17 protein-coding genes and 1 riboswitch are annotated in these 23580 nt (G+C 72.2%); of the genes, 10 read left to right on the top strand and 7 right to left on the bottom strand.

The window, feature by feature from the left end; genetic code table 11:
- The first annotated feature begins 70 nt into the window (after positions 1-70).
- From ACIOHP_RS02355 to ACIOHP_RS02345, 3 genes are all read left to right on the top strand, one after another.
- Complete coding sequence (locus ACIOHP_RS02355) at positions 71-1363, top strand: ATP-binding protein (RefSeq protein WP_307026931.1); 1293 nt, start codon at positions 71-73, stop codon at positions 1361-1363.
- Entirely contained in the window at positions 1360-2070 is a 711-nt protein-coding gene (locus ACIOHP_RS02350; RefSeq protein WP_361480853.1) for a response regulator transcription factor, read from the top strand. The genes ACIOHP_RS02355 and ACIOHP_RS02350 overlap by 4 nt, the downstream gene beginning before the upstream one ends.
- 189 nt (positions 2071-2259) lie before the next feature.
- On the top strand, positions 2260-2934 hold the full coding sequence (locus ACIOHP_RS02345) for a DUF4232 domain-containing protein (protein WP_401882569.1): 675 nt from the start codon (positions 2260-2262) through the stop codon (positions 2932-2934).
- Between the two features lie 10 nt (positions 2935-2944).
- Here the strand turns inward: ACIOHP_RS02345 and ACIOHP_RS02340 are convergent, their stop codons facing one another.
- Positions 2945-3994, bottom strand: a complete 1050-nt coding sequence (locus ACIOHP_RS02340) for an NlpC/P60 family protein (RefSeq protein WP_401882566.1) — start codon at positions 3992-3994, stop codon at positions 2945-2947.
- Between the two features lie 444 nt (positions 3995-4438).
- Between ACIOHP_RS02340 and ACIOHP_RS02335 the strand changes: the two genes are divergently transcribed.
- Complete coding sequence (locus tag ACIOHP_RS02335; RefSeq protein ID WP_307026923.1) at positions 4439-4792, top strand: hypothetical protein; 354 nt, start codon at positions 4439-4441, stop codon at positions 4790-4792.
- Here ACIOHP_RS02335 and ACIOHP_RS02330 read toward each other — a convergent pair.
- Positions 4770-5753: a tellurite resistance/C4-dicarboxylate transporter family protein gene (locus ACIOHP_RS02330; RefSeq protein ID WP_401882563.1), complete on the bottom strand. Its 984-nt coding sequence runs from the start codon at positions 5751-5753 to the stop codon at positions 4770-4772. The genes ACIOHP_RS02335 and ACIOHP_RS02330 overlap by 23 nt on opposite strands.
- A gap of 261 nt (positions 5754-6014) precedes the next feature.
- Between ACIOHP_RS02330 and ACIOHP_RS02325 the strand changes: the two genes are divergently transcribed.
- Positions 6015-6611: a hypothetical protein gene (locus tag ACIOHP_RS02325; RefSeq protein ID WP_401882560.1), complete on the top strand. Its 597-nt coding sequence runs from the start codon at positions 6015-6017 to the stop codon at positions 6609-6611.
- Between the two features lie 20 nt (positions 6612-6631).
- On the opposite strand, the gene ACIOHP_RS02320 is transcribed toward ACIOHP_RS02325, so the two are convergent.
- Positions 6632-7795 (bottom strand): NlpC/P60 family protein, encoded by a 1164-nt coding sequence (locus tag ACIOHP_RS02320; protein ID WP_361550869.1) that lies wholly within the window; start codon positions 7793-7795, stop codon positions 6632-6634.
- Positions 7796-7802: 7 nt separating this feature from the next.
- Positions 7803-7971, bottom strand: a riboswitch (cyclic di-AMP (ydaO/yuaA leader).
- A gap of 284 nt (positions 7972-8255) precedes the next feature.
- Between ACIOHP_RS02320 and pcrA the strand changes: the two genes are divergently transcribed.
- Complete coding sequence (gene pcrA, locus ACIOHP_RS02315; RefSeq protein ID WP_401882556.1) at positions 8256-10757, top strand: DNA helicase PcrA; 2502 nt, start codon at positions 8256-8258, stop codon at positions 10755-10757.
- Between the two features lie 81 nt (positions 10758-10838).
- Here the strand turns inward: pcrA and ACIOHP_RS02310 are convergent, their stop codons facing one another.
- Together ACIOHP_RS02310 and ACIOHP_RS02305 are read right to left on the bottom strand one after the other, a co-directional pair.
- Positions 10839-12266: a peptidoglycan DD-metalloendopeptidase family protein gene (locus tag ACIOHP_RS02310; protein WP_401883125.1), complete on the bottom strand. Its 1428-nt coding sequence runs from the start codon at positions 12264-12266 to the stop codon at positions 10839-10841.
- 225 nt (positions 12267-12491) lie between these two features.
- Positions 12492-13358: a lipase family alpha/beta hydrolase gene (locus tag ACIOHP_RS02305; protein ID WP_401882553.1), complete on the bottom strand. Its 867-nt coding sequence runs from the start codon at positions 13356-13358 to the stop codon at positions 12492-12494.
- Between the two features lie 581 nt (positions 13359-13939).
- On the opposite strand from ACIOHP_RS02305, the gene ACIOHP_RS02300 reads away from it, so the two are divergent.
- Positions 13940-14356: a cobalamin B12-binding domain-containing protein gene (locus tag ACIOHP_RS02300; protein ID WP_401882551.1), complete on the top strand. Its 417-nt coding sequence runs from the start codon at positions 13940-13942 to the stop codon at positions 14354-14356.
- A 47-nt stretch (positions 14357-14403) separates the two neighbouring features.
- Here ACIOHP_RS02300 and ACIOHP_RS02295 read toward each other — a convergent pair whose 3' ends face one another.
- Positions 14404-16026, bottom strand: coding sequence for a DUF5691 domain-containing protein (locus ACIOHP_RS02295; protein WP_361550878.1), 1623 nt, complete (start codon positions 16024-16026; stop codon positions 14404-14406).
- A 448-nt stretch (positions 16027-16474) separates the two neighbouring features.
- Complete coding sequence (locus ACIOHP_RS02290; RefSeq protein WP_401882547.1) at positions 16475-17824, bottom strand: SWIM zinc finger family protein; 1350 nt, start codon at positions 17822-17824, stop codon at positions 16475-16477.
- 146 nt (positions 17825-17970) lie between these two features.
- Between ACIOHP_RS02290 and ACIOHP_RS02285 the strand changes: the two genes are divergently transcribed.
- From ACIOHP_RS02285 to ACIOHP_RS02275, 3 genes are all read left to right on the top strand, one after another.
- Positions 17971-19110 (top strand): AAA family ATPase, encoded by a 1140-nt coding sequence (locus ACIOHP_RS02285; protein ID WP_361550887.1) that lies wholly within the window; start codon positions 17971-17973, stop codon positions 19108-19110.
- A gap of 246 nt (positions 19111-19356) precedes the next feature.
- Complete coding sequence (locus tag ACIOHP_RS02280; protein ID WP_401882544.1) at positions 19357-21903, top strand: DUF5682 family protein; 2547 nt, start codon at positions 19357-19359, stop codon at positions 21901-21903.
- Positions 21904-22402: 499 nt separating this feature from the next.
- Complete coding sequence (locus ACIOHP_RS02275; protein WP_361551081.1) at positions 22403-23569, top strand: VWA domain-containing protein; 1167 nt, start codon at positions 22403-22405, stop codon at positions 23567-23569.
- The last annotated feature ends 11 nt before the right edge of the window (positions 23570-23580 follow it).

Here is a 23580-nt window from a genome sequence, read left to right as displayed (position 1 = left end):
TCGAAGATCAGGGGCGTCTAGGGGGACGACCCTGATGCCCCCGCCCGCCCGCCGTGTGAACATCGATGGCATGCCGGAAGCCGCAGCAGCGCCACTCGTCGAACCGCGGCCGCCGCGCAAGCTCTACCGCAGCAGCGACGGACGCTGGCTCGGTGGTGTGGCGCGGGGGCTCGCCGGGCATCTCGGGCTGCCCGTCATCTGGGTGCGGCTCGTCTTCGTGGGCCTGTTCATGGCGGACGGGCTCGGTGCCCTGCTGTACGCGGCGTTCTGGTTCTTCGTGCCGCTCGGCGTGGGCGGGGTCGGCGGGCAGCGGACGCCGTCCCTCGTCTCCACCGAGACCTCGCCGGACGGCCGCCGCAGACTCGTCGCCCGCAGGCCCGACAAGGGCCAGATCGTCGCCCTGCTCCTCATGGTCGTCGTGGCCATGGTCTTCGTGGGCAACGTCAATCTCGGCACCGGCGCCAAGGCCTACCTCTGGCCCGCCGTGCTGGTCGGCGCCGGCGTGGCCCTGGTCTGGCGCCAGGCCGACAACGCCCGCCGGGCCCGCTGGGTCGAGGTCGGCCGCCGCAAGCGCACCCTCAGCCTGCTGCGCGCCGCGGGCGGCGTCCTGCTGGTCACCGCCGGTGTCTCCGGCATCTTCGTCCTCCAGGGCTCCGCGGCCCACCTCGGCTCGGTTCTGCAGGCGGCCCTCGCGGTCCTCGTCGGCATAACGCTCCTCGCCGGCCCCTACCTCGTGCGCATGACCCAGGACCTCTCCGAGGAGCGCCTGATGCGCATCCGCGCCCAGGAGCGCGCCGAGGTCGCCGCCCACGTCCACGACTCCGTGCTGCACACCCTCACCCTGATCCAGCGCAACGCGGAGAACGCGAGCGAGGTGCGCCGCCTCGCCCGCGCCCAGGAGCGCGACCTGCGCACCTGGCTCTACAAACCCGAGGGCACCGGCAAGGACGAGGCCGACGAACCCACGACCCTCGCCGACGCGGTGCGGCGCAATGCCGCCGAGGTCGAGGACAAGCACGGCGTCCCGATAGAGGTCGTCATAGTCGGCGACTGCCCCCTCGACGAGAGGATCGGCCCGCAGATGCAGGCCGCGCGCGAGGCGATGGTGAACGCCGCCAAGTACGGTGGCGAGGGCGGCGCGGTTCAGGTCTTCGCCGAAGTCGAGGGACGGACGGTCTTCGTGTCGGTCCGGGACCGCGGTCCGGGCTTCGACCTCGACTCGATACCCGCCGACCGCATGGGTGTCAGAGAATCGATCATCGGCCGCATGGAGCGCAACGGCGGCACGGCGCGGCTGCGCGCGGTGCCGGACGGCGGCACGGAGGTCGAGCTGGAGATGGAGAGGGCGGAGAAGACGTCATGAGCGACGAGGCGAACGGTACGGCGGAGGCCACCGACAGCGCGGAGGAGCGCAGGGTGCGCGTGGTCCTCGTCGACGACCACCGCATGTTCCGAACGGGCGTACAGGCCGAGATCGGGCGGACCGAGGAGACCGGTGTCGAGGTCGTCGGCGAGGCCGCGGACGTCGACCAGGCGGTCACGGTCATCACCGCGACCCGGCCCGAGGTGGTCCTTCTCGACGTCCACCTCCCGGGCGGCGGCGGTGTCGAAGTCCTGCGCCGCTGCGCCCCGTTGATGGCCGACGCCGAACAGCCGGTCCGGTTCCTCGCCCTGTCCGTCTCGGACGCGGCGGAGGACGTGATCGGTGTGATCCGGGGCGGTGCGCGGGGGTACGTCACCAAGACGATCACCGGTACGGATCTGGTCGACTCCGTGTTCCGTGTCCAGGACGGCGACGCGGTGTTCTCGCCGAGGCTGGCCGGATTCGTGCTGGACGCCTTCGCGTCCACGGACGCGCCGCCGGTGGACGAGGACCTCGACCGTCTGACGCAGCGGGAGCGGGAGGTGCTGCGGCTGATCGCGCGGGGGTACGCGTACAAGGAGATCGCCAAGCAGCTCTTCATCTCGGTGAAGACGGTCGAGTCCCATGTGTCGGCGGTGCTGCGGAAGTTGCAGCTGTCGAACCGGCATGAGCTGACTCGCTGGGCCACGGCGCGACGGCTGGTGTGAGGCCGGGGCCGGCGCGGGCTCTCGGCCGGCGGACCGTGGGCGATGCCGTGGCAGCGGAACGGAACGGTGCCGTCCATGTCCATGATCCGTAACGACAACGCGGGGGAGGTGGCCCACAGCTCCGGCCTGTGCAGAATCGTGTCGTCAGTCGGACCGTTCGAGTCCTGAGACGACACACGGGGGATCACCATGGGCGCTGCCCGCAAGAGTTGGAAGACGTACACCCTGGGGGCAGTGGCCGTCGCCGCGCTCCTGGCGTCCACGGCGTGCGAGCCGGGCGGCGGCACCGACGACAAGGCGGACACCACCCCGTCCGCGAGCCCGACCGCGGCCGACTCCGCCACGCCCGGCGGCTCGGCCTCCCCCAGCGGCTCCGCCGGTGCGGGCGGCAGCGGCGACACCGGTGGCAGCGGTGAGGACGCCACCCGGGCGTGCGCCGACCCCGACCTCTCCGTCGCCACGTCGGTCTACCCGCACGACGAGGTCAGGCACCTCCTCATCACGGCCACCAACGCCGCAGACACGGCCTGCACTCTCTACCACTACCCGCGGGTGTACCTCGGCGACGAGACCGAGAACCCGCTCGGCCCGATGGAGTCGAAGCCGCAGGCGGTCGCCACGATCGAGCCCGGCGAGAAGGCGTACGCGGGCCTGTTCCTCTTCCGGGCGGGCGAGAAGACCACCACCGTGGAGTCGCTGGGCCTCGGTTACATGGAGCGCGTGCCCCACAGCGACGAGGAAGGGGCGCCGCTCGACATCAGGCTGCCCGGCGGCACCGACTTCCTCACGCCCGGCCCCAACCCCGGCGTCACGTACTGGAACACCGACCTCGACGCGGTCGAGAAGTTCACGTTCGCCAGGTGACGGCAGCCGCTCACACCACCCGCGTGGCCCCCGCGAAGGGCATCTCGTCGATCGGCGCGACACGCACCGGTGCCGAGGGGTTCGGGGCGTGGATCATCTGGCCGTTGCCGATGTAGATGCCCACGTGGCTGATGGCGGAGTAGAAGAACACCAGGTCGCCCGGGAGGAGTTCGGAGCGGGCGACGCGGCGGCCGGTGTCGATCTGGGCGTACGTCGTGCGCGGGAGGGAGATGCCGGCGGAGCGGTAGGCCGCCTGCATCAGCCCCGAGCAGTCGAAGGCGTCGGGGCCGGTGGCGCCCCAGACATAGGGGCTGCCGAGCTTCGAGGAGGCGTACGAAACGGCGGCCGCGGCACGGGAGTTGGGGGCCTGCATGGCTCCCGCGGCGGTCAGTCCGTCGCGGGCGCCGGAGCCGGCGGAGCGCGAGGCGCGCTCCACATCGCCGGTGCGTTCCTCGGTCGGCAGCTGCGTCAGCAGCCGGCGCGCCGCGTCCAGCTTTCCGGTGATCGTCTTCTTGTGCCGCTTCAGCTCCGCCTGCCGCGACCGGAGCGAGGCCAGCTCGATATGGGCGGCACCACGCAACTGCTCGATCTCCCGCAGCTGCCCGCGCACGCTCGTGACGGAGGCCGCCTGTCGGGTGCCCGCGCGCTCGACGAACTCGGCGCCCTCGAGATAGCGGTCGGGGTCGCCGGAGAGCACCAGTTGCAGCGCGGGGTCGAGGCCTCCGTCGCGGTACTGTGCCGCCGCCATCGAACCCAGCGCGTCCCGCGCCGAGTTGAGTTTGTCCGCCTTGCGCGCTGCCTCGTCCCGCAGCGCCCTCAGCCGCTCCTCGGCCCCCTCCGCCTTCTCCTTCGCGCCGTTGTACTTCTCGGTGGCGACCTCCGCCTCCTGGTACAGCTTGTCCACCTTCGCCTTGACCTGCGCCGGTGTCAGATTCGGCTCGGCATACCCGGTCCCGTCCAAGCCGGTCGCGGTCGCCGCGCCCGCCAGGGCGATCGTCGCCGCCGTACGGACCGTATTGCCGCCGGCCGAGCGCTGCCTGGGCTTGCGGTGCGCTGCCACGTGGACTGCACGTCCTTTCGTACGACCGCCTGGTCCGCGGTACGACCGCCCGGGACGGTTCACGCGTCCGGCGGCGGCCCGCACAGGGGGAGCGGGCCGCCGCCGGACCTTCTCGGCGGTGGTGTCCGACTGCCGCCCCTGGCCCGGGCGGCGGTGGGGAGCCGGTCACCTGGTGGAGGACGCTAAACCTCGCGGTGTCGTGGGGGTAACGGGTTGCGCGGAACTGGTCTCAGGGGACCGCCGGGTGACCGTATGCGACCGTGATTCCGTTCTCACGCCGTCGACTTCACGCAGGGTGATGACCGAAGTGCGGATTCCGGAACGGGGGGAGGTGACGGGGTGCTATGGCCCGCATATATGCAAGATCACGTATGTGCGGGATCGTGGCGGAAGAGGCAGGGCGGTGTAGGGCGACTCAAGTGCCTCTGATTAGGCTCCGGCCTCATGGACGTACTCATCCACCTCTTCGTGGGCCTGCACATCATCGGCATCGCCTCGTTGCTCGGCGGATTCCTCACCCAGATGAAGGCCATGGGTCAGGGCACCGCCCGCTTCGTCCCGGCGATGCTGCACGGCGCGCTCACCATGCTGGTCACCGGGGTGATCCTGGTCGGCCTCAACCAGGCGGACGACCAGTCCGTCAACAACGTCAAGATCGGCATCAAGCTGGCCCTGCTGGTGGTGATCCTCGGCCTCGTCTATGTGAAGCGGGACGACGAGAAGGTGGAGAAGGGGCTGTTCGGACTGGTGGGCGCGCTGACCGTCGCGGACATCTTCATCGCGGTGCTGTGGACCTGAGTCCGGCGCGCGCCGACGCGACGGCGCCCGCGGCGACGGCGAGCCAGGCGGCCACCGCGATCCACAGCAGCACCTGACCGGGTGTCCTGAGCCAGGACACGTCGAGGGCGGCGGCGACGGACAGCGTCGCCGCCGCTGTCATGCCCATCGGGAACACGGTCGCCCAGCGGCGCACGTCGTAGCGCGGCCGGGGCTTCAGCGCCTCCGCGGCGAGCAGGACGACGTACCAGGCCAGGTCGAGCACGAGCAGTGCGACCGTCACGGCCCGCAGGACGCCGCTGTCGTCGTCGTTCCACAGGTACAGCGGGGCGCTGTCGGCCGCGACGAGCTTCGACCCGGCGAGCGCCGAGATCGCGAGCGCCCCGCCGGCCACCCAGTGGTCCCCGGCGCCCGCGGTCACCTGCCGCAGGTCGAAGCGGGCCAGGGCGAGGCCGTAGAGGACGAGGCCGAGCCAGAACAGCACGAGCGCCGCGTGGGCGAGCCACGCCGTCGACTCGGCCGCGGCGAGCGTGGCGCCGAGCACCGCGAGACCCTGCGTGGCGACGCAGCCCAGGAACACCGACCCCGGCATCCGCCGCGTCCAGTGCGTCACGACCAGCGCGATCAGCACCGGCCACAACAGCGCCGCGAGCGCGAGCAGCGCCTCGGCGAGCTGCTGCCGGCCGAGCGCCGAGACCCGGGTACCGAGCACGGCCGTAGCGGCTACGGCGGTGAGCGCGCCCGGCGTCTCGGCCTCCGCCACCCACCTCGCCCGGTCCCACAACAGCCGTACGGCGAAGTCGGCGGCCAACGCGACCCACGCGACGCCGGCCAGCGTGAGGGTGATCCGCGACAGGGTCTCGTACCTCGTCAGATGCAGAGCGACGGACACGATGCCGGTCGCCATCACGGCGGCCCCGGCGGCGGGCGGCCGCTGGGACCACCAGGCGTGGAGGGGGGAGCGGGGGGAGGCGCCGGACATGGGGCGATGCTAAGGAGCGCGGCCCGGCTCGGGGGCGGGGCGCGCGAGCGGGCGCGGGCAAATACGCGCGGGCGCAGTCATGGGAGGGGGGCGCGGCCCGGTGGGCAGGTGTGCGGAGTGATGGGCAGATGGGTCCCACGCCCGGATCGCACCGGAACCACCCCACCTGGACTTTTATCGCCCGATGCCGGCACGGACCTGCCCGTCGTCTGAGTAGTTCCGCTCATGACAAACCCCGTCGTCGGGCGCCAGACTCTGGCCATGGCTCTCAGACGATCAGTTGCCCTCGCCCTCGTGGCGGTCGCCCTCACCGCATGCGGGAGTCAGAAAGGCGGGGCGGCCGATGGGGCCGGCGCCGCTCGGCCGGCCTCGCCGACCTCCTCCTATCCGCCCCCGCCGAAGTGCGCGCAGTCCTCGGCGACGCCCACCGCCCTGCCTCCCTCCCCCTCCGCATCGGACACGGCCGGAGAACAGCAGGACGGACCCGGGGACGCTCCCCCCAACTACGCCGACAACCACGCGTACCGCATGCAGGCGTCCTTGAGTGCCGAGCAGCAGGCCGGCGGGCAGGCGTCGGCCGAGCTGATCCTGGCGGAGCTGGAGAAGGTCCGGAAGGAGGGCGGATCGGGGGAGTTCGGTGTCTTCGGCGACGAGCGGGTCGAGGCGGCGCTGCGGCGGGTCGGGTGCGGTGAGAAGCACGGGGTCTTCGTCGGGAACGGGTACTACGCCGTCTACACGGGCGTCGTGTGCGTCTCCGGACGGGTGACGAAGGACGAGCTGACCGGCGAGGTGCACGGCGTCTATGTCGAGCCCCAGCCCGGCGAGGGGCCCTGCGTCGAGAACCGGGGAGGTCACTGACGCCAGGGCCCTGCCGCGCGTCAGGCCGGCCGTACGACGCTGTGGATCGCCGACTCGCCGTCGTAGTAGATGGACTCCTCGCGCACGTACGCCCCCGGCTTCGGCGCGTGGATCATCTTGCCGTTGCCGATGTAGATGCCGACGTGGGTGACATCGTCGTAGAAGAAGACGAGGTCGCCGGGCTGGGCGTTGGCGAGGGTGACCGTGGTGCCGGCGTTCACCTGGTCGTAGGTGGTGCGGGGGAGAGAGATTCCGGCGGCGTTCCAGGCGGCCTGGGTGAGGCCGGAGCAGTCGTAGGAGTCGGGGCCGGTGGCGCCCCAGACGTACGGCTTGCCCACCTGGGAGCGGGCGAAGGCGAGGGCCTTCTCGGCCTTCGTGGCGTACGAGGAGTCCGAGGTCTCCGCGGTCTCCGTGGACGACGAGGAGCTGCCCGCCGACTCCTCGGCCGCGGCGGCCTCCGCCGCCGCCTTCTGCTCGGCCGCCTGCTGCTTCGCCAGCTCGGCGGCCTTGCGGGCGGCCTCTTCCTGCTTCTTCTTCTCGATCGCCGCGAGGCGCGCCTTCTCCTCGGCGGTCAGCTGCGACAGCAGCTCGCGCGCGGCGGACAGCTTCCGCTGAACGGTCGCCTTGGCGGTCTTCAGGTCGCCCTGCGCGTCGGAGAGCGTCTCGAGGCTGTCGGTGGCCTCCTGGCGCTTCTTCATCGTCGCGGACTGCTCGGTGACGTAGTCGTCGACCGCGTCCTTCTGACGGGACGTCATACGGCCCATCAGCTGCGTCTGGTCGAAGTAGTCCTGCGGGGAGTCCGCGAGCAGGAAGGTCGCGGTGTCGGGCGCGGAGGCGCCGGTGCGGTACTGGGCCGCGGCGAAGGAACCGAGCTCCTCGCGGGCCTCGTTGAGCTTCTGGGTGCGCTGGGCGACGTCGTCGAGGAGGGTGTCGACCTCCTTGCGCTGCTTGGAGGTCTTCTCCTTGGCCGAGTTGTACTTCTCGGTCGCCGACTCCGCCTGGCGGTAGAGGTCGTCGACCTTCTTCTCGACTTCCTCGATGCTCGGCTTGTCATCGGTCGAGGGCGCGGCGGTGGCCGTCTGGGAGAGCAGGGCCACGGAGGTGAGGGCGGCCGTGGCGAGAGCGGGTGTGCGTATGCCGGCTACGCGCGTACCCGGGGGAGGCGGCTTGCGGTGCGACGCCAAGGTCGGCGACTCCTTCCATACTCCGCCTACCGAGTTAGCTGTCGGGTTCGGGCGGGTGGTTCGGAAGGGTTGCCCTACGGCTGTTCCCGGTGCGGGAGTCGGCCGATTCACCCCAAGTTCGGTGGGTCCCCGGTTCCGGGTGCGCGGCGGCGCTCCGGATTCGGCGGAGGCCGCGCGGCCCGGCGACGTTCGCCGGTGGGGGTCGTACGGCCTTCCGGCACGGTAGCCAACGGGTGTGGCCCCTGTGAAGGTTGATGTCCGATAGGCCCGATACATTTTCGTGACCTTAGGTCAGGACGTTGCTCGCGGTGGTACATACGGAGTGATCTGCAATGACTTGTGCGCATTGCGGTCGATCCGTCGCGGAACGTGTCGGGACGGTGATGGAGGGTGATGAGGTCGGCCCATGTTCTCGGGGCGGCGGCGGGGTGTCAGTGGGGAGCCCTAGACTCGGAGAGCGATGAGCAGCCTCTTTGACGACAGCTTCCTGGCGGACCTCCAAGCCTCTAAGGGCCGCGAGGAGGAGCCCCCGCCACCGCCCGAGGACGAGCACGTACCGGAACCCGTTCCGGACGACCTGTTCGGCGGCAGGTTCGACGTGCCGCCGGACCGGGACGCGTACTACCGCGACGGCGCCCCGCGCCCCGTGCTGGACGCGGCCGCGCTCATCGACGGACTCAACGAGAACCAGCGCGCGGCCGTCGTGCACTCCGACACCCCGCTGCTCATCGTGGCCGGCGCCGGCTCCGGCAAGACGCGGGTGCTCACCCACCGCATCGCCTACCTGCTGGCCGAGCGGAATGTCCACCCGGGCCAGATCCTCGCGATCACCTTCACCAACAAGGCCGCGGGCGAGATGAAGGAGCGCGTCGAGCAGCTCGTCGGCCCGCGCGCCAACGCGATGTGGGTGATGACGTTCCACAGCGCGTGCGTGCGGATCCTGCGGAGGGAATCCAAGAAGCTCGGCTTCACGTCGTCGTTCTCGATCTACGACGCGGCCGACTCCAAGCGTCTGATGGCCCTGGTCTGCCGTGACCTCGACCTCGACCCCAAGCGCTTCCCGCCCAAGTCCTTCAGCGCCAAGATCAGCAACCTCAAGAACGAGCTGATCGACGAGGAGGACTTCGCCGCCCAGGCCACCGACGGCTTCGAGAAGACCCTCGCCCAGGCCTACGCCATGTACCAGGCGCGGCTGCGGGAGGCCAACGCGCTCGACTTCGACGACCTGATCATGACCACGGTCAATCTGCTGCGCGCCTTCCCGGACGTCGCCGAGCACTACCACCGGCGCTTCCGGCATGTCCTCGTCGACGAGTACCAGGACACCAACCACGCCCAGTACACGCTGGTCCGCGAGCTCGTGGGGACGAGCGAGCACCCCGTCGACGTCCCTCCGGCCGAGTTCGACCTCCCGCCCGCCGAACTGTGTGTCGTGGGCGACGCCGACCAGTCGATCTACGCCTTCCGCGGCGCGACGATCCGCAACATCCTCCAGTTCGAGGAGGACTACCCGAACGCGACGACGATCCTGCTGGAGCAGAACTACCGCTCCACACAGACGATCCTGTCCGCCGCCAACGCGGTCATCGAGCGCAACGAGTCCCGCCGCCCCAAGAACCTGTGGACCAACGCGGGCGCGGGCGCGCGCATCACCGGATATGTCGCCGACACCGAGCACGACGAGGCGCAGTTCGTCGCCGAGGAGATAGACCGACTGACGGACTCGGGCGACGCCAAGGCCGGCGACGTCGCCGTCTTCTACCGGACCAACGCCCAGTCCCGTGTCTTCGAAGAGATCTTCATCCGCGTCGGCCTGCCCTACAAGGTCGTCGGCGGTGTCCGCTTCTACGAGCGCAAGGAGGTCCGGGACGTCCTGGCCTACCTGCGTGTCCTCGCCAACCCCGAGGACTCGGTGCCGCTGCGCCGCATCCTCAACGTCCCCAAGCGCGGTATCGGCGAGCGCGCCGAGGCGATGATCGACGCCCTGTCCCAGCGCGAGAAGATCAGCTTCCCGCAGGCGCTGAAGCGGGTCGACGAGGCGTACGGCATGGCCGCGCGGTCGACGAACGCCGTGAAGCGGTTCAACGTGCTGATGGAGGAGCTCCGTACGATCGTCGAGTCCGGCGCGGGCCCGGCGACCGTCCTGGAGGCGGTGCTCGAACGCACCGGCTATCTGGCCGAGTTGCAGGCCTCCACCGACCCGCAGGACGAGACCCGGATCGAGAACCTCCAGGAACTCGCCGCCGTGGCCCTGGAGTTCGAGCAGGAGTCCGGGGAAGCCGCGGAAGGCGAGGCGGCGGCTCCGGTCGGTCTCGCCGCGTTCCTCGAGCGGGTCGCGCTCGTCGCCGACTCCGACCAGATCCCCGACGAGGACGAGGACGGCTCCGGCGTCATCACCCTGATGACCCTGCACACCGCCAAGGGACTGGAGTTCCCGGTCGTCTTCCTGACCGGCATGGAGGACGGCGTCTTCCCGCACATGCGCTCCCTCGGCCAGACCAAGGAGCTGGAGGAGGAGCGGCGCCTGGCGTACGTCGGCATCACGCGCGCGCGGGAACGGCTGTATCTGACGCGGTCGGCGCTGCGCAGCGCGTGGGGCCAGCCGTCCTACAACCCGCCCTCGCGCTTCCTGTCGGAGATCCCGGAGCAGCACGTGGACTGGAAGCGGACGGGTGCCACCACGCCGGTCTCCTCCGGGCCCGCGTCGGGAGTGGCCGCCTCCCTGTCCTCGTCCCGCTCCCGCTCCTCGGCGAGGGGAGCGTCCGGCTTCGCCACGAGCCGCGCCTCCGACAAGCCGGTCGTCTCGCTGGCCGTCGGGGACCGCGTCACACACGACCAGTTCGGGCTCGGCACGGTGACATCGGTGAAGGGCACGGGCGCGAACACCGAGGCGACGATCGACTTCGGTGACACCAAGCCGAAGCGGCTGCTGCTGCGGTACGCGCCGGTGGAGAAGCTGTAAGGGCGGTTCCAGGCGGTTCCATGAGTGAGCCCCCGCTGCCGTGAAGTGCGGGGGCTCACAGGGAAGTTGTCGCCTGACGTCTTACGTCGGGTCCAGCCCGTGGCTGCGCAGCCACGGAAGCGGGTCGATCGCCGAGCCACCGGCCGGGCGCACCTCGAAGTGCAGGTGCGGTCCCGTGGAGTTGCCGGAGTTGCCGGAGTACGCGATCGGGTCGCCGGCCTTGACGGTCGTACCGGAGGCGACACGGTAGCTGGAGAGGTGGCAGTACCACGTCTCCGTGCCGTCCATCGCGGTCACGATCATCATGTTGCCGTAGGCGCTGTTCCACTGCGTCCGCACGGTGCCGTCGGTCGCGGCCATCACCGTCGTGCCGTAGGAGACCGGGAAGTCGATGCCGGTGTGCACGGACATCCAGTTGACGCCGGCCTGACCGTAGTAGGCGCTGAGGCCGTGCCGGGCCACCGGGAGCGCGAACTTGGGGCGCAGCCGCTCCTTGCGGGCCGCCTCCTCCGCCGCCTTCTTCTTCTCGGCCACCTGCTGGGCCTTGAGGTCGATGCGCTCCTGCGTACGGCTGGCCCGGTCGGCGAAGTCGTCGGCGCCCGCGGAGAGGCTCGCGAGCTGGGTGTCCAGCTTGTTGTTCGCGGCGGACGGCTTGACGGACTTGGTCGTCACGTCGGACGCGGTCGTCGAGGTGTTCTTGTCGTCGCTCAGGCCGCCGACGGAAGCGGCGGCGATCCCGGTGACACCCATGACGCACGCGGAGGGCACGGCGATCTTCATCAGCGCGGAGCGCTTGGGGGGCGGACGGCGGCGGGAACGGCCCGCGTTACGGGCGGCCATGCGTGAGCCCGGGGCCGGGGCGGCGTCTTCCTGATCGTCCAGGAGCGGGGCGTCGTCGTCCTCGGAGAGGGCGGGCAGCTCACCGGTGGCGCTCAACTCGGCGTCGTGCGCGGCCGGTTCCTCGTACGCCACCTGCTCGAACATCGCGGTCGACTGATGGTCGACGGGCTCCTCGTGGGCCGGCGTGGTGCCGTCGGAGTTCCACTGCGTGGCGTCGTACGCGCCGGTGTCGAAGGCCTGCGTGCCCCATTCCCAGTGCTGGGTCTGGTCGGCGGTGCCCCCGGACTGGTCGGGCTGAAGCCAGGCGTTCGCGTCCCACTGGCCGCTCGCGTCGGGCGCGCCGGCCTGCGGGGGGATCACGGAGAGCTGCTGGTGCTCGCCGGCCCAGGCCGTCGCGTCGTACGCGCCGGTGTCGTAGGCGGCGTGGTGCTGGGCCGCGTACGCGTCGTAGTTCAGGGTCTGATGACTGTCCGTGGCCCACTGACCGGCGTCGTACGACCCGGTGTTGTCACCGGGGAGACTGCCGAACAGGGGGTCCGCGTCGAAGTGCGCGGTGGTGTGGGCGCCCGTGTCGTAACCGTACGTGGCGTGGTCACCGTACTGGGCTTCCTGCGTGCCGTACGACGTGTAGTGCGCCGAGGCGTCGGAAGCGGGGGCCGGGGTGGTCATGGTCCCCGACGGGTACGGATCGTTCACCAACTTCTCTTTCGCCTCGACAACAGGGGCTGCCAGAGCAGTGCGGTGACTGTACCCGCCGGTATGCGGGCGCGACAATCTTCAACGGGTTTCGCGCCTTCAGGAAACGGGCATTCGGCCGTGTTTCGGGGGACTGCGGGCGCGAGTTTGGCCTTGTGTTCGAAGATTGTTCGATGTTGGACGGCTGTCCTGCGGCTGTCAGGCCACTGTCAGACCGCCGGCATCGGCTGCGGCCGTGGCTCCTGTCGGTGGAGTGTCGAGGGCCTGCCGTATCCCGGTCGCGACGGCCGGGTGCACCGGGAGTGCGAGATGCCCGACCCCGCTCACCCGGACGTTCTGCGCCATCAGGTCGGGATGGTCGATGCAGGCGGTCTCCAGCGGTTCCATCAGATGGTCGAGGTCGCTCCAGAAGCTCACGAAGTGCGTACGGCAGCCGGGCGCCGGGTGGGTCAGCTCCTCGAGGACGTCCGAGCCGGGGCGCATCTGCCGCACGATCGGGTGCGCGTCCGCCAGCGGCACCACCCGGGTCCCGGAATGCGGGGTACCGAGCGTGACCAGGGTGCGTACCCGCAGGTCACCGCCGAGACACTGTACGTAGTACCGCGCTATCAGTCCGCCCAGGCTGTGCCCGACGACATCGACCTGGCTGCTGCCCGTGCGCTCGCAGATCTCCGCTATGTGCCGGCCGAGCAGCTCGGCCGCGGTGCGGATGTCGCACGTCAGCGGGGAGTAGTTGAGCGACTCGACCTGACGGTGGCCGTGCTGGAGGAGGCTGCGGCGCAGCAGGACGAAGACCGATCGGTTGTCGATGAAGCCGTGCAGCAGGACGACCGGCGGTTTGGCCTCCGTCGGCAGCTGGGCGGGGCCGTCCGGGGAAGGGAGCGGGACGGCCGGCGCCCGGCGCTCCTGCAGGACACCGGAGGGATAGAGGAGGAGGTGTCCGGCGAGGATCGCGATCTCCAGGGCTGTCGCCTTCAGGAGAGCCACGGACAGGCCCGCGATTCTGCTCGGGAGCAGCCGCTGGCAGAGCGGAAGAAAGGGCGCCGCTGCCCTGGTGACCTTCATGGCCGACCTCCTGTCGGCGCACGGGAAGACAGCTCCGTCCCCCGTGTGCCCTCGTGGGAGGCCGCGGCGGAGGTGACCGAGGAGGCATGAGGAGGGCGCGTGGGGTGAGCTCGGCGAGCGGCGCGAATGGAGCGTGGTGCGCCGATGACCTGACGAGCCTCCCTGCCGGTGTGGCGACGAGGCTCCCCGCTGTCGTGCCTTACCTGCCCTACGTGCCCTTCATGCCACCGTCGGAACGCCGCACCGCCCCGGCGCGCGGCCCGCGGCGCGGTGGCACGGCGACCTCGTTGCGGCTCCCGTTGCGCTTGCTCCCGCTGCGGTACGAGGGCCGCGTACCGCTGCGGCCCGTGTGCCGCAAAGACTCGGAACGGTGCGCGGCGAACGTGTCCCACCGTGTGATTTCCCCCTCGGTCTCCACCGCGAAACTGCCGGTTACGGGATGGTGGAGATAACGTTCGTTCACTTCCTCGCACAAGGTGGTGTGAGGACGTCCGTGTCGTATCGGCGCCGTCGCGGTGACATACATGGCATGTTCGGTACTTGTCGGTACGGATGGATGTAGTCGCTTCATGGAGGCAGTGATGGGTGTGGCAGCCGGTCCGATCCGCGTCGTGGTGGCCAAGCCGGGGCTCGACGGACACGATCGCGGGGCCAAGGTGATCGCGCGGGCGCTGCGCGACGCCGGTATGGAGGTCATCTACACCGGGCTCCACCAGACGCCCGAGCAGATCGTCGACACCGCGATCCAGGAGGACGCCGACGCGATCGGCCTCTCCATCCTCTCCGGCGCCCACAACACGCTGTTCGCCGCCGTCATCGACCTGCTCAAGGAGCAGGACGCGGCGGACATCCTCGTCTTCGGCGGCGGGATCATTCCCGAGGCGGACATCGCCCCGCTGAAGGAGAAGGGCGTCGCGGAGATCTTCACCCCGGGAGCGACCACCCAGGCGATCGTGGACTGGGTCCGGGCCAACGTGCAGCAGCCGGCGGGTGCCTAGACCGCTCCGGGACAGCGGGCCGGCGTGACCGACGCCGGCCGGCTCCGTCAGACCGCCCCCAACTCCCGCGCCATCGCCGCCCGCAACCGCAACGTCGTCACCAGCCGCTGGAACGCCTCCGCCCAGTACCCGCCGGCCCCGGGGCTCGCGTCCTCCGACTCGTCCGGCACCGCCAGCAGCCCGTCGAGCCGCCCCGCCTCGGACGGATCGAGACACCGCTCCGCCAGCCCCATCACTCCGCTGAAACTCCATGGGTAACTCCCCGCGTCCCGCGCGATGTTGAGCGCGTCCACCACGGCCCGCCCGAGCGGCCCCGCCCACGGAACCGCACACCCCCCGAGCAGCTGAAACGCCTCCGACAGTCCGTGCGCCGCGATGAACCCGGCGACCCAGTCGGCCCGCTCGGCGGAGCCCAGCGTGCCGAGCAGCTTGGCCCGCTCGGCCAGGGACACCGCCCCGGGACCCCCGGCCTCGGGCGCCCCGGGTGCTCCCAGCAGCGCACGCGCCCAGGCCGCGTCCCGCTGCCGTACGGCCGCCCGGCACCACGCCGCGTGCAACTCGGACCGCCAGTCGTCCGTCACCGGCAGCGCCACGATCTCCTGCGGCGAACGCCCACCGAGCCGCGCCGCCCACGTCCCCAGCGGTGCCGCCTCCACCAACTGGCCGAACCACCACGACCGTTCACCCCGTCCCGCCGGAGCCTTGAGCACTACACCGTCCCGCTCCATGCTCGCGTCGCACTCGAACGGCGCCTCGACGGTGATCGTCGGCGTCTCCCGTGTACGGTCCAGGGCCACGCACGCCGTCGCCCTGACCGCCATCCGCGCGGCGAGCGCGGAACCCGGCAGCGCGGAGAGCAACTCGGCCGCGGTCGACCGGACGTTACGGCTCCGGTCGGCCAGCGCCTGCTCCAGGAACGGCTCGTCGTCGGCGCCGAGACCCGTCCGCAGCGAGTCCAGGAACATCAGACGGTCCTCGGCCCGCTCCGTCGCCCACGTCGTCGCCAGCAGCTCCCGCGCGGCGGCGGGCTCACGGGCGCGTATCGCGGCGAGCAGCGCGACCCGCTCCGCGAACAGGCCCTCCTGCCACAGCTGCCGGACCCGGTCCGTGTCCCGCGGGTGCGGCAGCGCCGGATCCCCGCCCGGTGCCGCGCGCAGGGCGAACCGCCAGTCCGGGTTCAGCCGGGCCAGCCACACGGCACGCGGGCCCGCGAACGCCAGCGCCGCCGGCCGCAGGTCCGTACGTCCCCGGGCCGCGTCCAGCAGCGCGGGCAGCATCTCGGGGGGTGCCGCGAAGCCGCGGGCGTTCGCCGTCGCCAGCCACTGGGGCAGCAGTTCCATGAGGTCCGGGGCCGTGCCGCGACGGCCTCCACCGCCCGTGCCCGGACGGTCGGCCAGCAGCATCGAGAGCCTGCGGGCCGCGGCGGCGGGCAGGGCGGGACGGGGATCCGCGGGCGCCGGTTCCGGCCGCGCCGCCGCCGGGGCGGGCCGCAGCCCGGCCCGCCGCCGTACGGTCTGCGTCGCCGCCGCGTCCAGCAGGGCGACGGGTGCCGCCCGGCCGGGCGTCGCGCCCGGCGGGGTGCGCCGGTCCGTCCCGAGCAGGGCGGTGGTGACGAGTTCCTCCCAGACGTCCTGCGCGGGTGAATCCACAGGTGTGGACGTGCTGTTCATGCGGGTCCTTTCCGTGGGATGCCGTGGCGTGTGGGGGCGGTGGGGCGATGGGTGCGCCTGGTGGGGCGGGAGTGGGATCGGGAGGGGACGCGGGCGCTGGTGCGGGCCCTGGTGACGGTGCCGGTGTGGGCCGTGCGACGGCCGCGGGTGACGTGGGTGTTGTCGTCCGAGTCCGTGTGAGCCGTGCGGCTGGTGCGCGTGGCGTGGACGTTGGTGTCCGTATGTCCTCCGAGGTCGGTGCGGATGGAATCGGCGTCGGTGTGCGCGGGGGCCGCGGGGCCGGTGCCGGTGGTGCTGTGCTGGTGGTGTCGGTGATCGCGTACGTCTGTCGCGTCGCGTCGGCGCGGGTGCGTCACGCGGCTCGGTGCGGGCGCCTCGGGGGCCGCCGCACGCTCGGCCTGGGACACGCGGGCGGCTGCGCGGCAGCGCGTCCCACGCGCCGGCCGGCTCAGTACAGCGCCACCCCTTCGCCCGCCCCCTCGGGCCAGGCCGTCAGCGGGGTGAAGCCGCGGTGGCCGCACTCGCCGAAGACCTTGACCGGGGCGCCGCCCGAGAGGGCGACCAGGCGCCACAGGCCCGGGCGGGAGCGGGCGGTGGGGGTGAGCGGCAGGGCCGTGTCCCCGTCGGCGTCCGCCAGTTGCCATGTGTCGCCGTCCGGGGTCGGGACGACCCGGTCCAGCGTCACCGGGACCGAGTCCAGCCACGGGTCGTCGCGCAGCGCCTCGCCGTAACGGACTGCCGCCTGGGCCGTGGTCGTCCCCGGCGGGCGTATCTCCGCGGGCACCGGTGGTGCGAACTGCTCGCCCAGCGCCGCCCGCACCTGCCCGGCACCCGGATACGCGGACACCTCCGCCTCCAGGACCAGGCCCACCGGCAGGGCCAGTTCGGGGGCGCGGCCGGCGGCGCCGAAGGAGAGGAGCAGGGCCATGCGCCCGGACTCGGCGCCGTGCAGCCAGATCCGGCGGGTCGTCAGCCGGGCGTCCGCCGTGTCGTACTGGGCGAGCACCAGCCAGCGGTCCCGCACCGCCGGCCCGTCCGCCGAGGCGGGCAGACCGATACGGGAGCGGACCGTCGCCGCCAGCCCCTCGGGCAGCCGCTCGCGCCGCAGCCAGCCCTGGTCCAGGAGGTGGAGGAGCGCGCACTCCTCCAGCAGCCGCACCGGCCAGCCCGGACCGGACGACGGAATCGCCCCCAACTCCCGCACCCGGGCAGCGAGTCCGGGCGCCTGGGCGTCGACCATGCGGGCCGCGGTCTCCTCCCACATCCCGTACCCCGCCTGCTCCGCACCGGCGAGCCCGCCGCGCAGCAGATCCGCGAGACGCTGCTCCAGCTCCGTCGCCCCCGCGGTGACCAGCGTGGCCCGGCGCTCCGCCCTGCGCCTGGCCGCCTCCGGATCAGCACCGCCCCCGGCGGACGCCGTCGCCTCCTTCTTCTCCTCCGCCCGCTTCCTTCTCCCCTCCAGCCACTGCTCCGCCCAGTCCGGCGCCTGCCCCCGCGGCACCGCGCCGTCCTCGCCCGCCCAGAGCAGCAGCAGCCCGAGGGCGTGTTTGCACGGGAACTTGCGGCTCGGACAACTGCACTTGTACGCCGGCCCGGACACGTCCGCGATGTCGACGACCGTCTGATACGGCTTGCTGCCACTGCCCTTGCACTGCCCCCACACCGTCCCCTCGTCGGAACTCCCCGCCTCGGACCACGGCCCCGCCGCCCCGAGTTTGCTTCCCGCTTTGCGTGATGCGGCGTCAGGCGCCAGTGCCAGCACCTGGTCCGCGCTCCAGCGCACCCCCTGCTGAGTCATGTCATCGAAGGTAGATCCCACCACTGACAATCGGTCCGGCGAGCGGCCCCGCCAGCACGTTTCCGCAGGTCAGATCGCGTTGTCAGTGACGTGGTGCAACGTGGGTGCCAGATCCGAACCGGCCGAGCTGGAGGGGGCTCTCAGCCATGTCTGTGTCCGTGGACGCGATGTCTGTCGAAGCATCCGCATCACCTGAGAACGAGCCGACCGAGGAGTTGCGTCCGCACGCCGAGGACGCCTTCGCCGCCGAACTCACCGCGCTGGCAGCCCAGGACGACCGCCCGCGCCCGGCCCGCTGGAAGCTGTCCCCGTGGGCGGTGGCGACGTATCTGCTCGGCGGCACGCTTCCCGACGGCACGGTCATCACACCGAAGTACGTGGGGCCGCGCCGCCTCGTCGAGGTCGCGGTCACCACACTCGCCACCGACCGCGCCCTGCTTCTGCTCGGTGTGCCCGGCACCGCGAAGACCTGGGTGTCCGAGCACCTGGCCGCGGCGGTCAGCGGCGACTCGACCCTGCTGGTGCAGGGCACGGCCGGCACACCGGAGGAGGCGATCCGGTACGGCTGGAACTACGCGCAGCTGCTCGCCAACGGGCCCAGCCGTGACGCCCTGGTGCCCAGCCCGGTGATGCGGGCCATGGCGCAGGGGATGACGGCGCGGGTGGAGGAGCTGACGCGCATCCCCGCCGACGTGCAGGACACGCTCATCACGATCCTCTCCGAGAAGACGCTGCCGATACCGGAGTTGGGCCAGGAGGTGCAGGCCGTCCGCGGCTTCAACCTCATCGCCACGGCCAACGACCGCGACCGCGGGGTCAACGACCTCTCCAGCGCCCTGCGCCGCCGTTTCAACACGGTCGTGCTGCCGCTGCCGGACAGCGTCGAGGCCGAGGTCGACATCGTCTCGCGGCGCGTCGACCAGATCGGCCGCTCCCTCGACCTGCCGGCGGTGCCCGAGGGGGTCGACGAGATCCGCCGGGTGGTGACCGTCTTCCGTGAACTGCGCGACGGGATCACGTCGGACGGCCGTACGAAGGTCAAGTCGCCCAGCGGCACCCTGTCGACGGCGGAAGCGATCTCCGTCGTCACCAACGGGCTTGCCCTCGCTGCCCACTTCGGCGACGGCGTACTCCGGGCCGGCGATGTCGCCGCGGGCATCCTCGGCGCCGTGGTCCGCGATCCGGCGGCCGACCGTGTGATCTGGCAGGAGTACCTGGAGGCGGTCGTCCGGGAGCGCGACGACTGGAAGGACTTCTACCGCGCCTGTCGGGAGGTGAGCGCGTGAGCCGGGACGACCTGGGGTGGGGCCGCCCCGGCGGAGGCCAGGGCCCGGGCGGCTCCGGGGGATCGGGAGGCCCGGGCGGGAGCCAGGGGGCGTCGCGCGGCTCGGTGTTCATGACGTGCGGGGGCGTCGGGGGTGTGGTGCGGCGGTCAGGAACTGGTGGCCGGTGATCGGTGCTCGGTGATCGGTGGTTCTGGAGGGGAGGGGGACGGTGTGACAGGAAGTGAGAGGGACGGGAGTGGGGCGGCCGTGAGCGACGGGAGCGAGCCGGCAGCAGGCGGCGGGAGCGGGGCGGTCGCGGGTGATGGGGGAGGAACGACCGGCGGCAAGGACCCGCTGCTGCTCGGCGTACGGCATCACGGACCCGGTTCCGCGCGGGCCGTGCGGGCGGCGCTGGAGGCGGCCCGGCCGCGGGTCGTCCTGATCGAGGGTCCGCCCGAGGCCGACGCCCTGATCCCGCTGGCCGCCGACGAGGACATGCGGCCACCGGTCGCTCTCCTCGCCCACGCCGTCGACGAGCCGGGACGCTCGGCGTTCTGGCCGCTCGCCGAGTTCTCCCCGGAGTGGGTGGCGATCCGCTGGGCCCTGGAGCACGAGGTCCCGGCGAGGTTCATCGACCTGCCGGCGACGCACTCGTTGGCGTGGGAGGCGGAGCGGGCCGACGAGGCGGTGGGGGAGACGGCCGACCCTCCCGGCCCCGGAACGGCTCCTGGCTCCCGGGCGGAAGCGGGTGACGGTGCCCCCGATCCGGTCGCCCGCACCGGTCTCCGGATCGACCCCCTCGCCGTGCTCGCCGAGACCGCCGGCTACGACGACCCCGAGCGGTGGTGGGAGGACGTCGTCGAGCACCGGGGGGCCGGTGCCGGGGATGTGTTCGCGCCGTTCGTCGTGGTCGAGGAGGCCATGGGGGCGCTGCGGGAGGCGTACGGGAGCGGGGGGCATGACCGGGATCTCGTGCGGGAGGCGTACATGCGGCTCCAAGTGCGGTCGGCGCAACGGGAGTTCGGGGGCGGGGTGGCCGTGGTGTGCGGGGCGTGGCACGTGCCCGCGCTGCGGGAGAGGACCGCCGTCGCCGCCGACCGGGCACTGTTGAAGGGGCTGCCCAAGGTCAAGGCGGACATGACGTGGGTGCCGTGGACGTACCGGCGGCTGGCCCGGGTCAGCGGATACGGGGCCGGTATCGACTCGCCGGGTTGGTACGGGCATCTGTTCGGCGCCGCGGACCGTCCGGTGGAGCGGTGGATGACCAAGGTGGCGGGGCTGCTGCGGGAGGAGGACCGGATCGTCTCGTCGGCCCATGTCATCGAGGCGGTGCGGCTCGCGCAGACCCTCGCGGCGATGCGCGGCCGCCCACTGGCGGGGCTGAACGAGACGACCGACGCGGTGCGCGCGGTGATGTGCGAGGGCTCGGACGTGCCGCTGTCGCTGGTGCACGACCGGCTGGTCGTGGGGGACGTGCTGGGGGAGGTGCCGCAGGGGGCGCCCGCGGTGCCGTTGCAGCGGGATCTCGACCGGACGCAGCGTCGGCTGCGGCTCAAGCCGGAGGCGCTGGAGCGGGAGCTGGAGCTCGACCTGCGCAAGGAGACCGACGCGGGGCGCAGCAGGCTGCTGCACCGGCTGCGGCTGCTGGGCATCGGGTGGGGCGAGCCGATGGCGTCGCGGGGGAGCACGGGGACGTTCCGGGAGACGTGGCGGCTGCGGTGGGAGCCCGAGCTGTCCGTGCGGGTCGCGGAGGCCGGCGTGTGGGGGACGACCGTGCTCGCCGCGGCGACCGCCAAGGCGCAGGCGGACGCCGTCACGGCGCAGAGCCTTGCCGATGTCACCGCACTCGCCGAGCGCTGCCTCCTGGCCGAACTGCCCGAGGCGCTCCCGGTGGTGATGCGGGTCCTCGCCGACCGCGCCGCGCTCGACGCCGACGTCGGCCACCTCGCCCAGGCCCTGCCCGCCCTGGTCCGCTCCCTGCGCTACGGCGACGTGCGCGGCACCGACACCCACGCCCTGACAGAGGTCGCCGCGGGCCTCGCCGAACGGGTCTTCGTCGGTCTCCCCCCGGCTTGCGCCGCGCTCGACGCGGACGCGGCCGAGGAGATGCGGCGGCATGTGGACGCGGTGCACGGGGCGGTGGGGTTGCTGGCGGATGTGCTGGCGGCGGAGGGAACACCCGAAGACAGTGAGCCCGCACGTGCCGCCGTGCCGCCCGTGGAGAACCCCCAGCGGGGCGCCCCCGGCTCACCCCACCGTGACCTCCGCCTGCGCTGGCGGTCCGTGCTGCGCGTGCTGTCGGGCCGGGACACCGTGCCCGGCGTCGTCCGAGGGCGCGCTGTGCGGTTGCTGCTGGACGACGGGGAGTTGGGGCAGGACGAGGCGGCGCGGCTCATGGGGCTCGTGCTGTCGCCGGGGACGCCGCCCGCGGACGCGGCCGCGTGGATCGAGGGGTTCGTCGGCGGTGGTGCCGGGGGCGGGCTGCTGCTCGTGCACGACGAGCGGTTGCTCGGGCTGGTCGACGCCTGGCTGACCGGGGTGCCGGCGGAGGCGTTCACGGATGTGCTGCCGTTGCTGCGGCGGACCTTCTCGGCGTACGAGCCGGGGGTGCGGCGGACGCTCGGCGAGCTGGTCCGACGGGGGCCGGGCGAGCGGGGGAGCGCGGCGGGCGGCGGCGCCGGCATACCCGGTTTCGGGGCCGATCTCGATACCGCGCGTGCGGATGCGGTGCTGCCGGTGGTGCGGCTGCTGCTGGGGCTGGACGGCGACCTCGCGGGCGCCGACGACAACGACCTTGTGGGGGTGGGGCGATGACGACCGACGGACCGGGCGAGCCGGGGAGGCCCGCGGAGGCGGTGGCAGTCCGCAGCGACGGGGAAGGGGCCCTGGCGACAGATGCCTCGACGACGATCGTGCGGGTGATGCCGCTCTGGGCACGGCCCCGGACGGCAGGGCCCGCGACGGGACGGCTGGTGGCTGCGGTGCCTGTGACAGAGAGGGTCATGGCTGGGCGGCCGCCGACTGAGCCGCCCGCAACAGCGCCTCCTTCCGCGGCGCGGCCTGCGGCAGGAAATCCCGCGGCGACGGCTCCCTCCACGACGCGGCCGGTGACAGGACGACCTGCCGCGACGGCTTGCGCGGCGGCGCGACCCACGACCGGGCGCGTCGGCGCGGCGCCTGCTCCGGCAGCGCGGCCCGCAGCGGTCTCTCCTTCGGCGCGGCCTGCGACGGGGCTGCCTTCCGCAACGCGCTCAGCGGCGACGCGTTCCGCTGCGGCGCGTCCGGTGGCGAAGTCTCTCGTGGGGGTGTCCGGATGACGGTCGACGTGGTGGACCCGGCGCAGGAGCGGCTGCGGCGTTGGCGGCTGGTGCTCGGGGGTGATGCCGCCGACGGGACCGGGTGTGCGCTCGGGGGGCGGGATGCCGCGATGGACGGGGCGCTCGCCGCGCTGTACGGGAAGGGGGACAGGCAGGGGCAGTCGGGGCGGGAGCGTGCCGCGGGGCTGGGGGCTTCGGCGCCCTCCGTGGCGCGGTGGCTCGGCGACATCCGGACGTACTTCCCGTCCTCCGTCGTGCAGGTGATGCAGCGTGACGCGATCGAGCGGCTCGGTCTCGCCACCCTGCTGCTCGAGCCGGAGATGCTGGAGGCGGTGGAGGCCGATGTGCATCTCGTCGGCACATTGCTCTCGCTCAACAAGGCGATGCCGGAGACGACGAAGGAGACGGCACGGGCCGTGGTCCGCAAGGTCGTCGAGGATCTGGAGAAGCGGCTCGCCACACGCACGCGGGCGACCCTCACCGGCGCCCTCGACCGCAGCGCCCGTATCAGCCGGCCCCGCCACCACGACATCGACTGGAACCGCACGATCGCGGCCAACCTCAAGCACTACCTGCCGGAGTACCGGACGATCGTGCCGGAGCGGCTCATCGGGTACGGGCGGGCGTCGCAGTCGGTGAAGAAGGAGGTCATCCTCTGTATCGACCAGTCGGGGTCGATGGCGGCGTCGGTCGTCTACGCGTCCGTGTTCGGGGCGGTGCTCGCCTCCATGCGGTCCATCAACACCCGGCTCGTCGTCTTCGACACCGCGGTGGTCGACCTCACCGACCAGCTCGACGATCCGGTCGACGTCCTGTTCGGCACCCAGCTCGGCGGCGGTACGGACATCAACCGGGCGCTCGCGTACTGCCAGTCGCAGATCACCCGCCCCGCCGAGACGGTGGTCGTGCTGATCAGCGACCTGTACGAGGGCGGCATACGGAACGAGATGCTGAAGCGGGTGGCGGCGATGAAGGCGTCGGGGGTGCAGTTCGTGACGCTGCTCGCGCTGTCCGACGAAGGGGCTCCCGCGTACGACAGGGAGCACGCGGCCGCGCTCGCCGCGCTGGGCGCACCGGCCTTCGCCTGTACCCCCGACCTGTTCCCGGAGGTGATGGCGGCGGCGATCGAGAAGCGGCCGATCCCCGTCCCGGACACGGCATGACGGGGACCGGA

Origin of the sequence: Streptomyces sp. NPDC087859 (assembly GCF_044742595.1) — a bacterium.
GTDB classification, from domain to species: Bacteria; Actinomycetota; Actinomycetes; order Streptomycetales; family Streptomycetaceae; genus Streptomyces; species Streptomyces canus_F.
Note: the sequence above shows the minus strand (reverse complement) of the source record. Positions and strands in the feature narration are given on the sequence as shown.

Bases quoted from the DNA above. Each gene is read 5' to 3' on its own strand.
- ACIOHP_RS02355 (WP_307026931.1), top strand. From the start codon at position 71: ATGCCGGAAGCCGCAGCAGCGCCACTCGTCGAACCGCGGCCGCCGCGC.
- ACIOHP_RS02350 (WP_361480853.1), top strand. From the start codon at position 1,360: ATGAGCGACGAGGCGAACGGTACGGCGGAGGCCACCGACAGCGCGGAG.
- ACIOHP_RS02285 (WP_361550887.1), top strand. From the start codon at position 17,971: ATGTCTGTGTCCGTGGACGCGATGTCTGTCGAAGCATCCGCATCACCT.
- ACIOHP_RS02345 (WP_401882569.1), top strand. From the start codon at position 2,260: ATGGGCGCTGCCCGCAAGAGTTGGAAGACGTACACCCTGGGGGCAGTG.
- ACIOHP_RS02290 (WP_401882547.1), bottom strand. From the start codon at position 17,824: ATGACTCAGCAGGGGGTGCGCTGGAGCGCGGACCAGGTGCTGGCACTG.
- ACIOHP_RS02295 (WP_361550878.1), bottom strand. From the start codon at position 16,026: ATGAACAGCACGTCCACACCTGTGGATTCACCCGCGCAGGACGTCTGG.
- ACIOHP_RS02275 (WP_361551081.1), top strand. From the start codon at position 22,403: ATGACGGTCGACGTGGTGGACCCGGCGCAGGAGCGGCTGCGGCGTTGG.
- ACIOHP_RS02335 (WP_307026923.1), top strand. From the start codon at position 4,439: ATGGACGTACTCATCCACCTCTTCGTGGGCCTGCACATCATCGGCATC.
- ACIOHP_RS02330 (WP_401882563.1), bottom strand. From the start codon at position 5,753: ATGTCCGGCGCCTCCCCCCGCTCCCCCCTCCACGCCTGGTGGTCCCAG.
- pcrA (WP_401882556.1), top strand. From the start codon at position 8,256: ATGAGCAGCCTCTTTGACGACAGCTTCCTGGCGGACCTCCAAGCCTCT.
- ACIOHP_RS02325 (WP_401882560.1), top strand. From the start codon at position 6,015: ATGGCTCTCAGACGATCAGTTGCCCTCGCCCTCGTGGCGGTCGCCCTC.
- ACIOHP_RS02310 (WP_401883125.1), bottom strand. From the start codon at position 12,266: ATGACCACCCCGGCCCCCGCTTCCGACGCCTCGGCGCACTACACGTCG.
- ACIOHP_RS02300 (WP_401882551.1), top strand. From the start codon at position 13,940: ATGGGTGTGGCAGCCGGTCCGATCCGCGTCGTGGTGGCCAAGCCGGGG.
- ACIOHP_RS02305 (WP_401882553.1), bottom strand. From the start codon at position 13,358: ATGAAGGTCACCAGGGCAGCGGCGCCCTTTCTTCCGCTCTGCCAGCGG.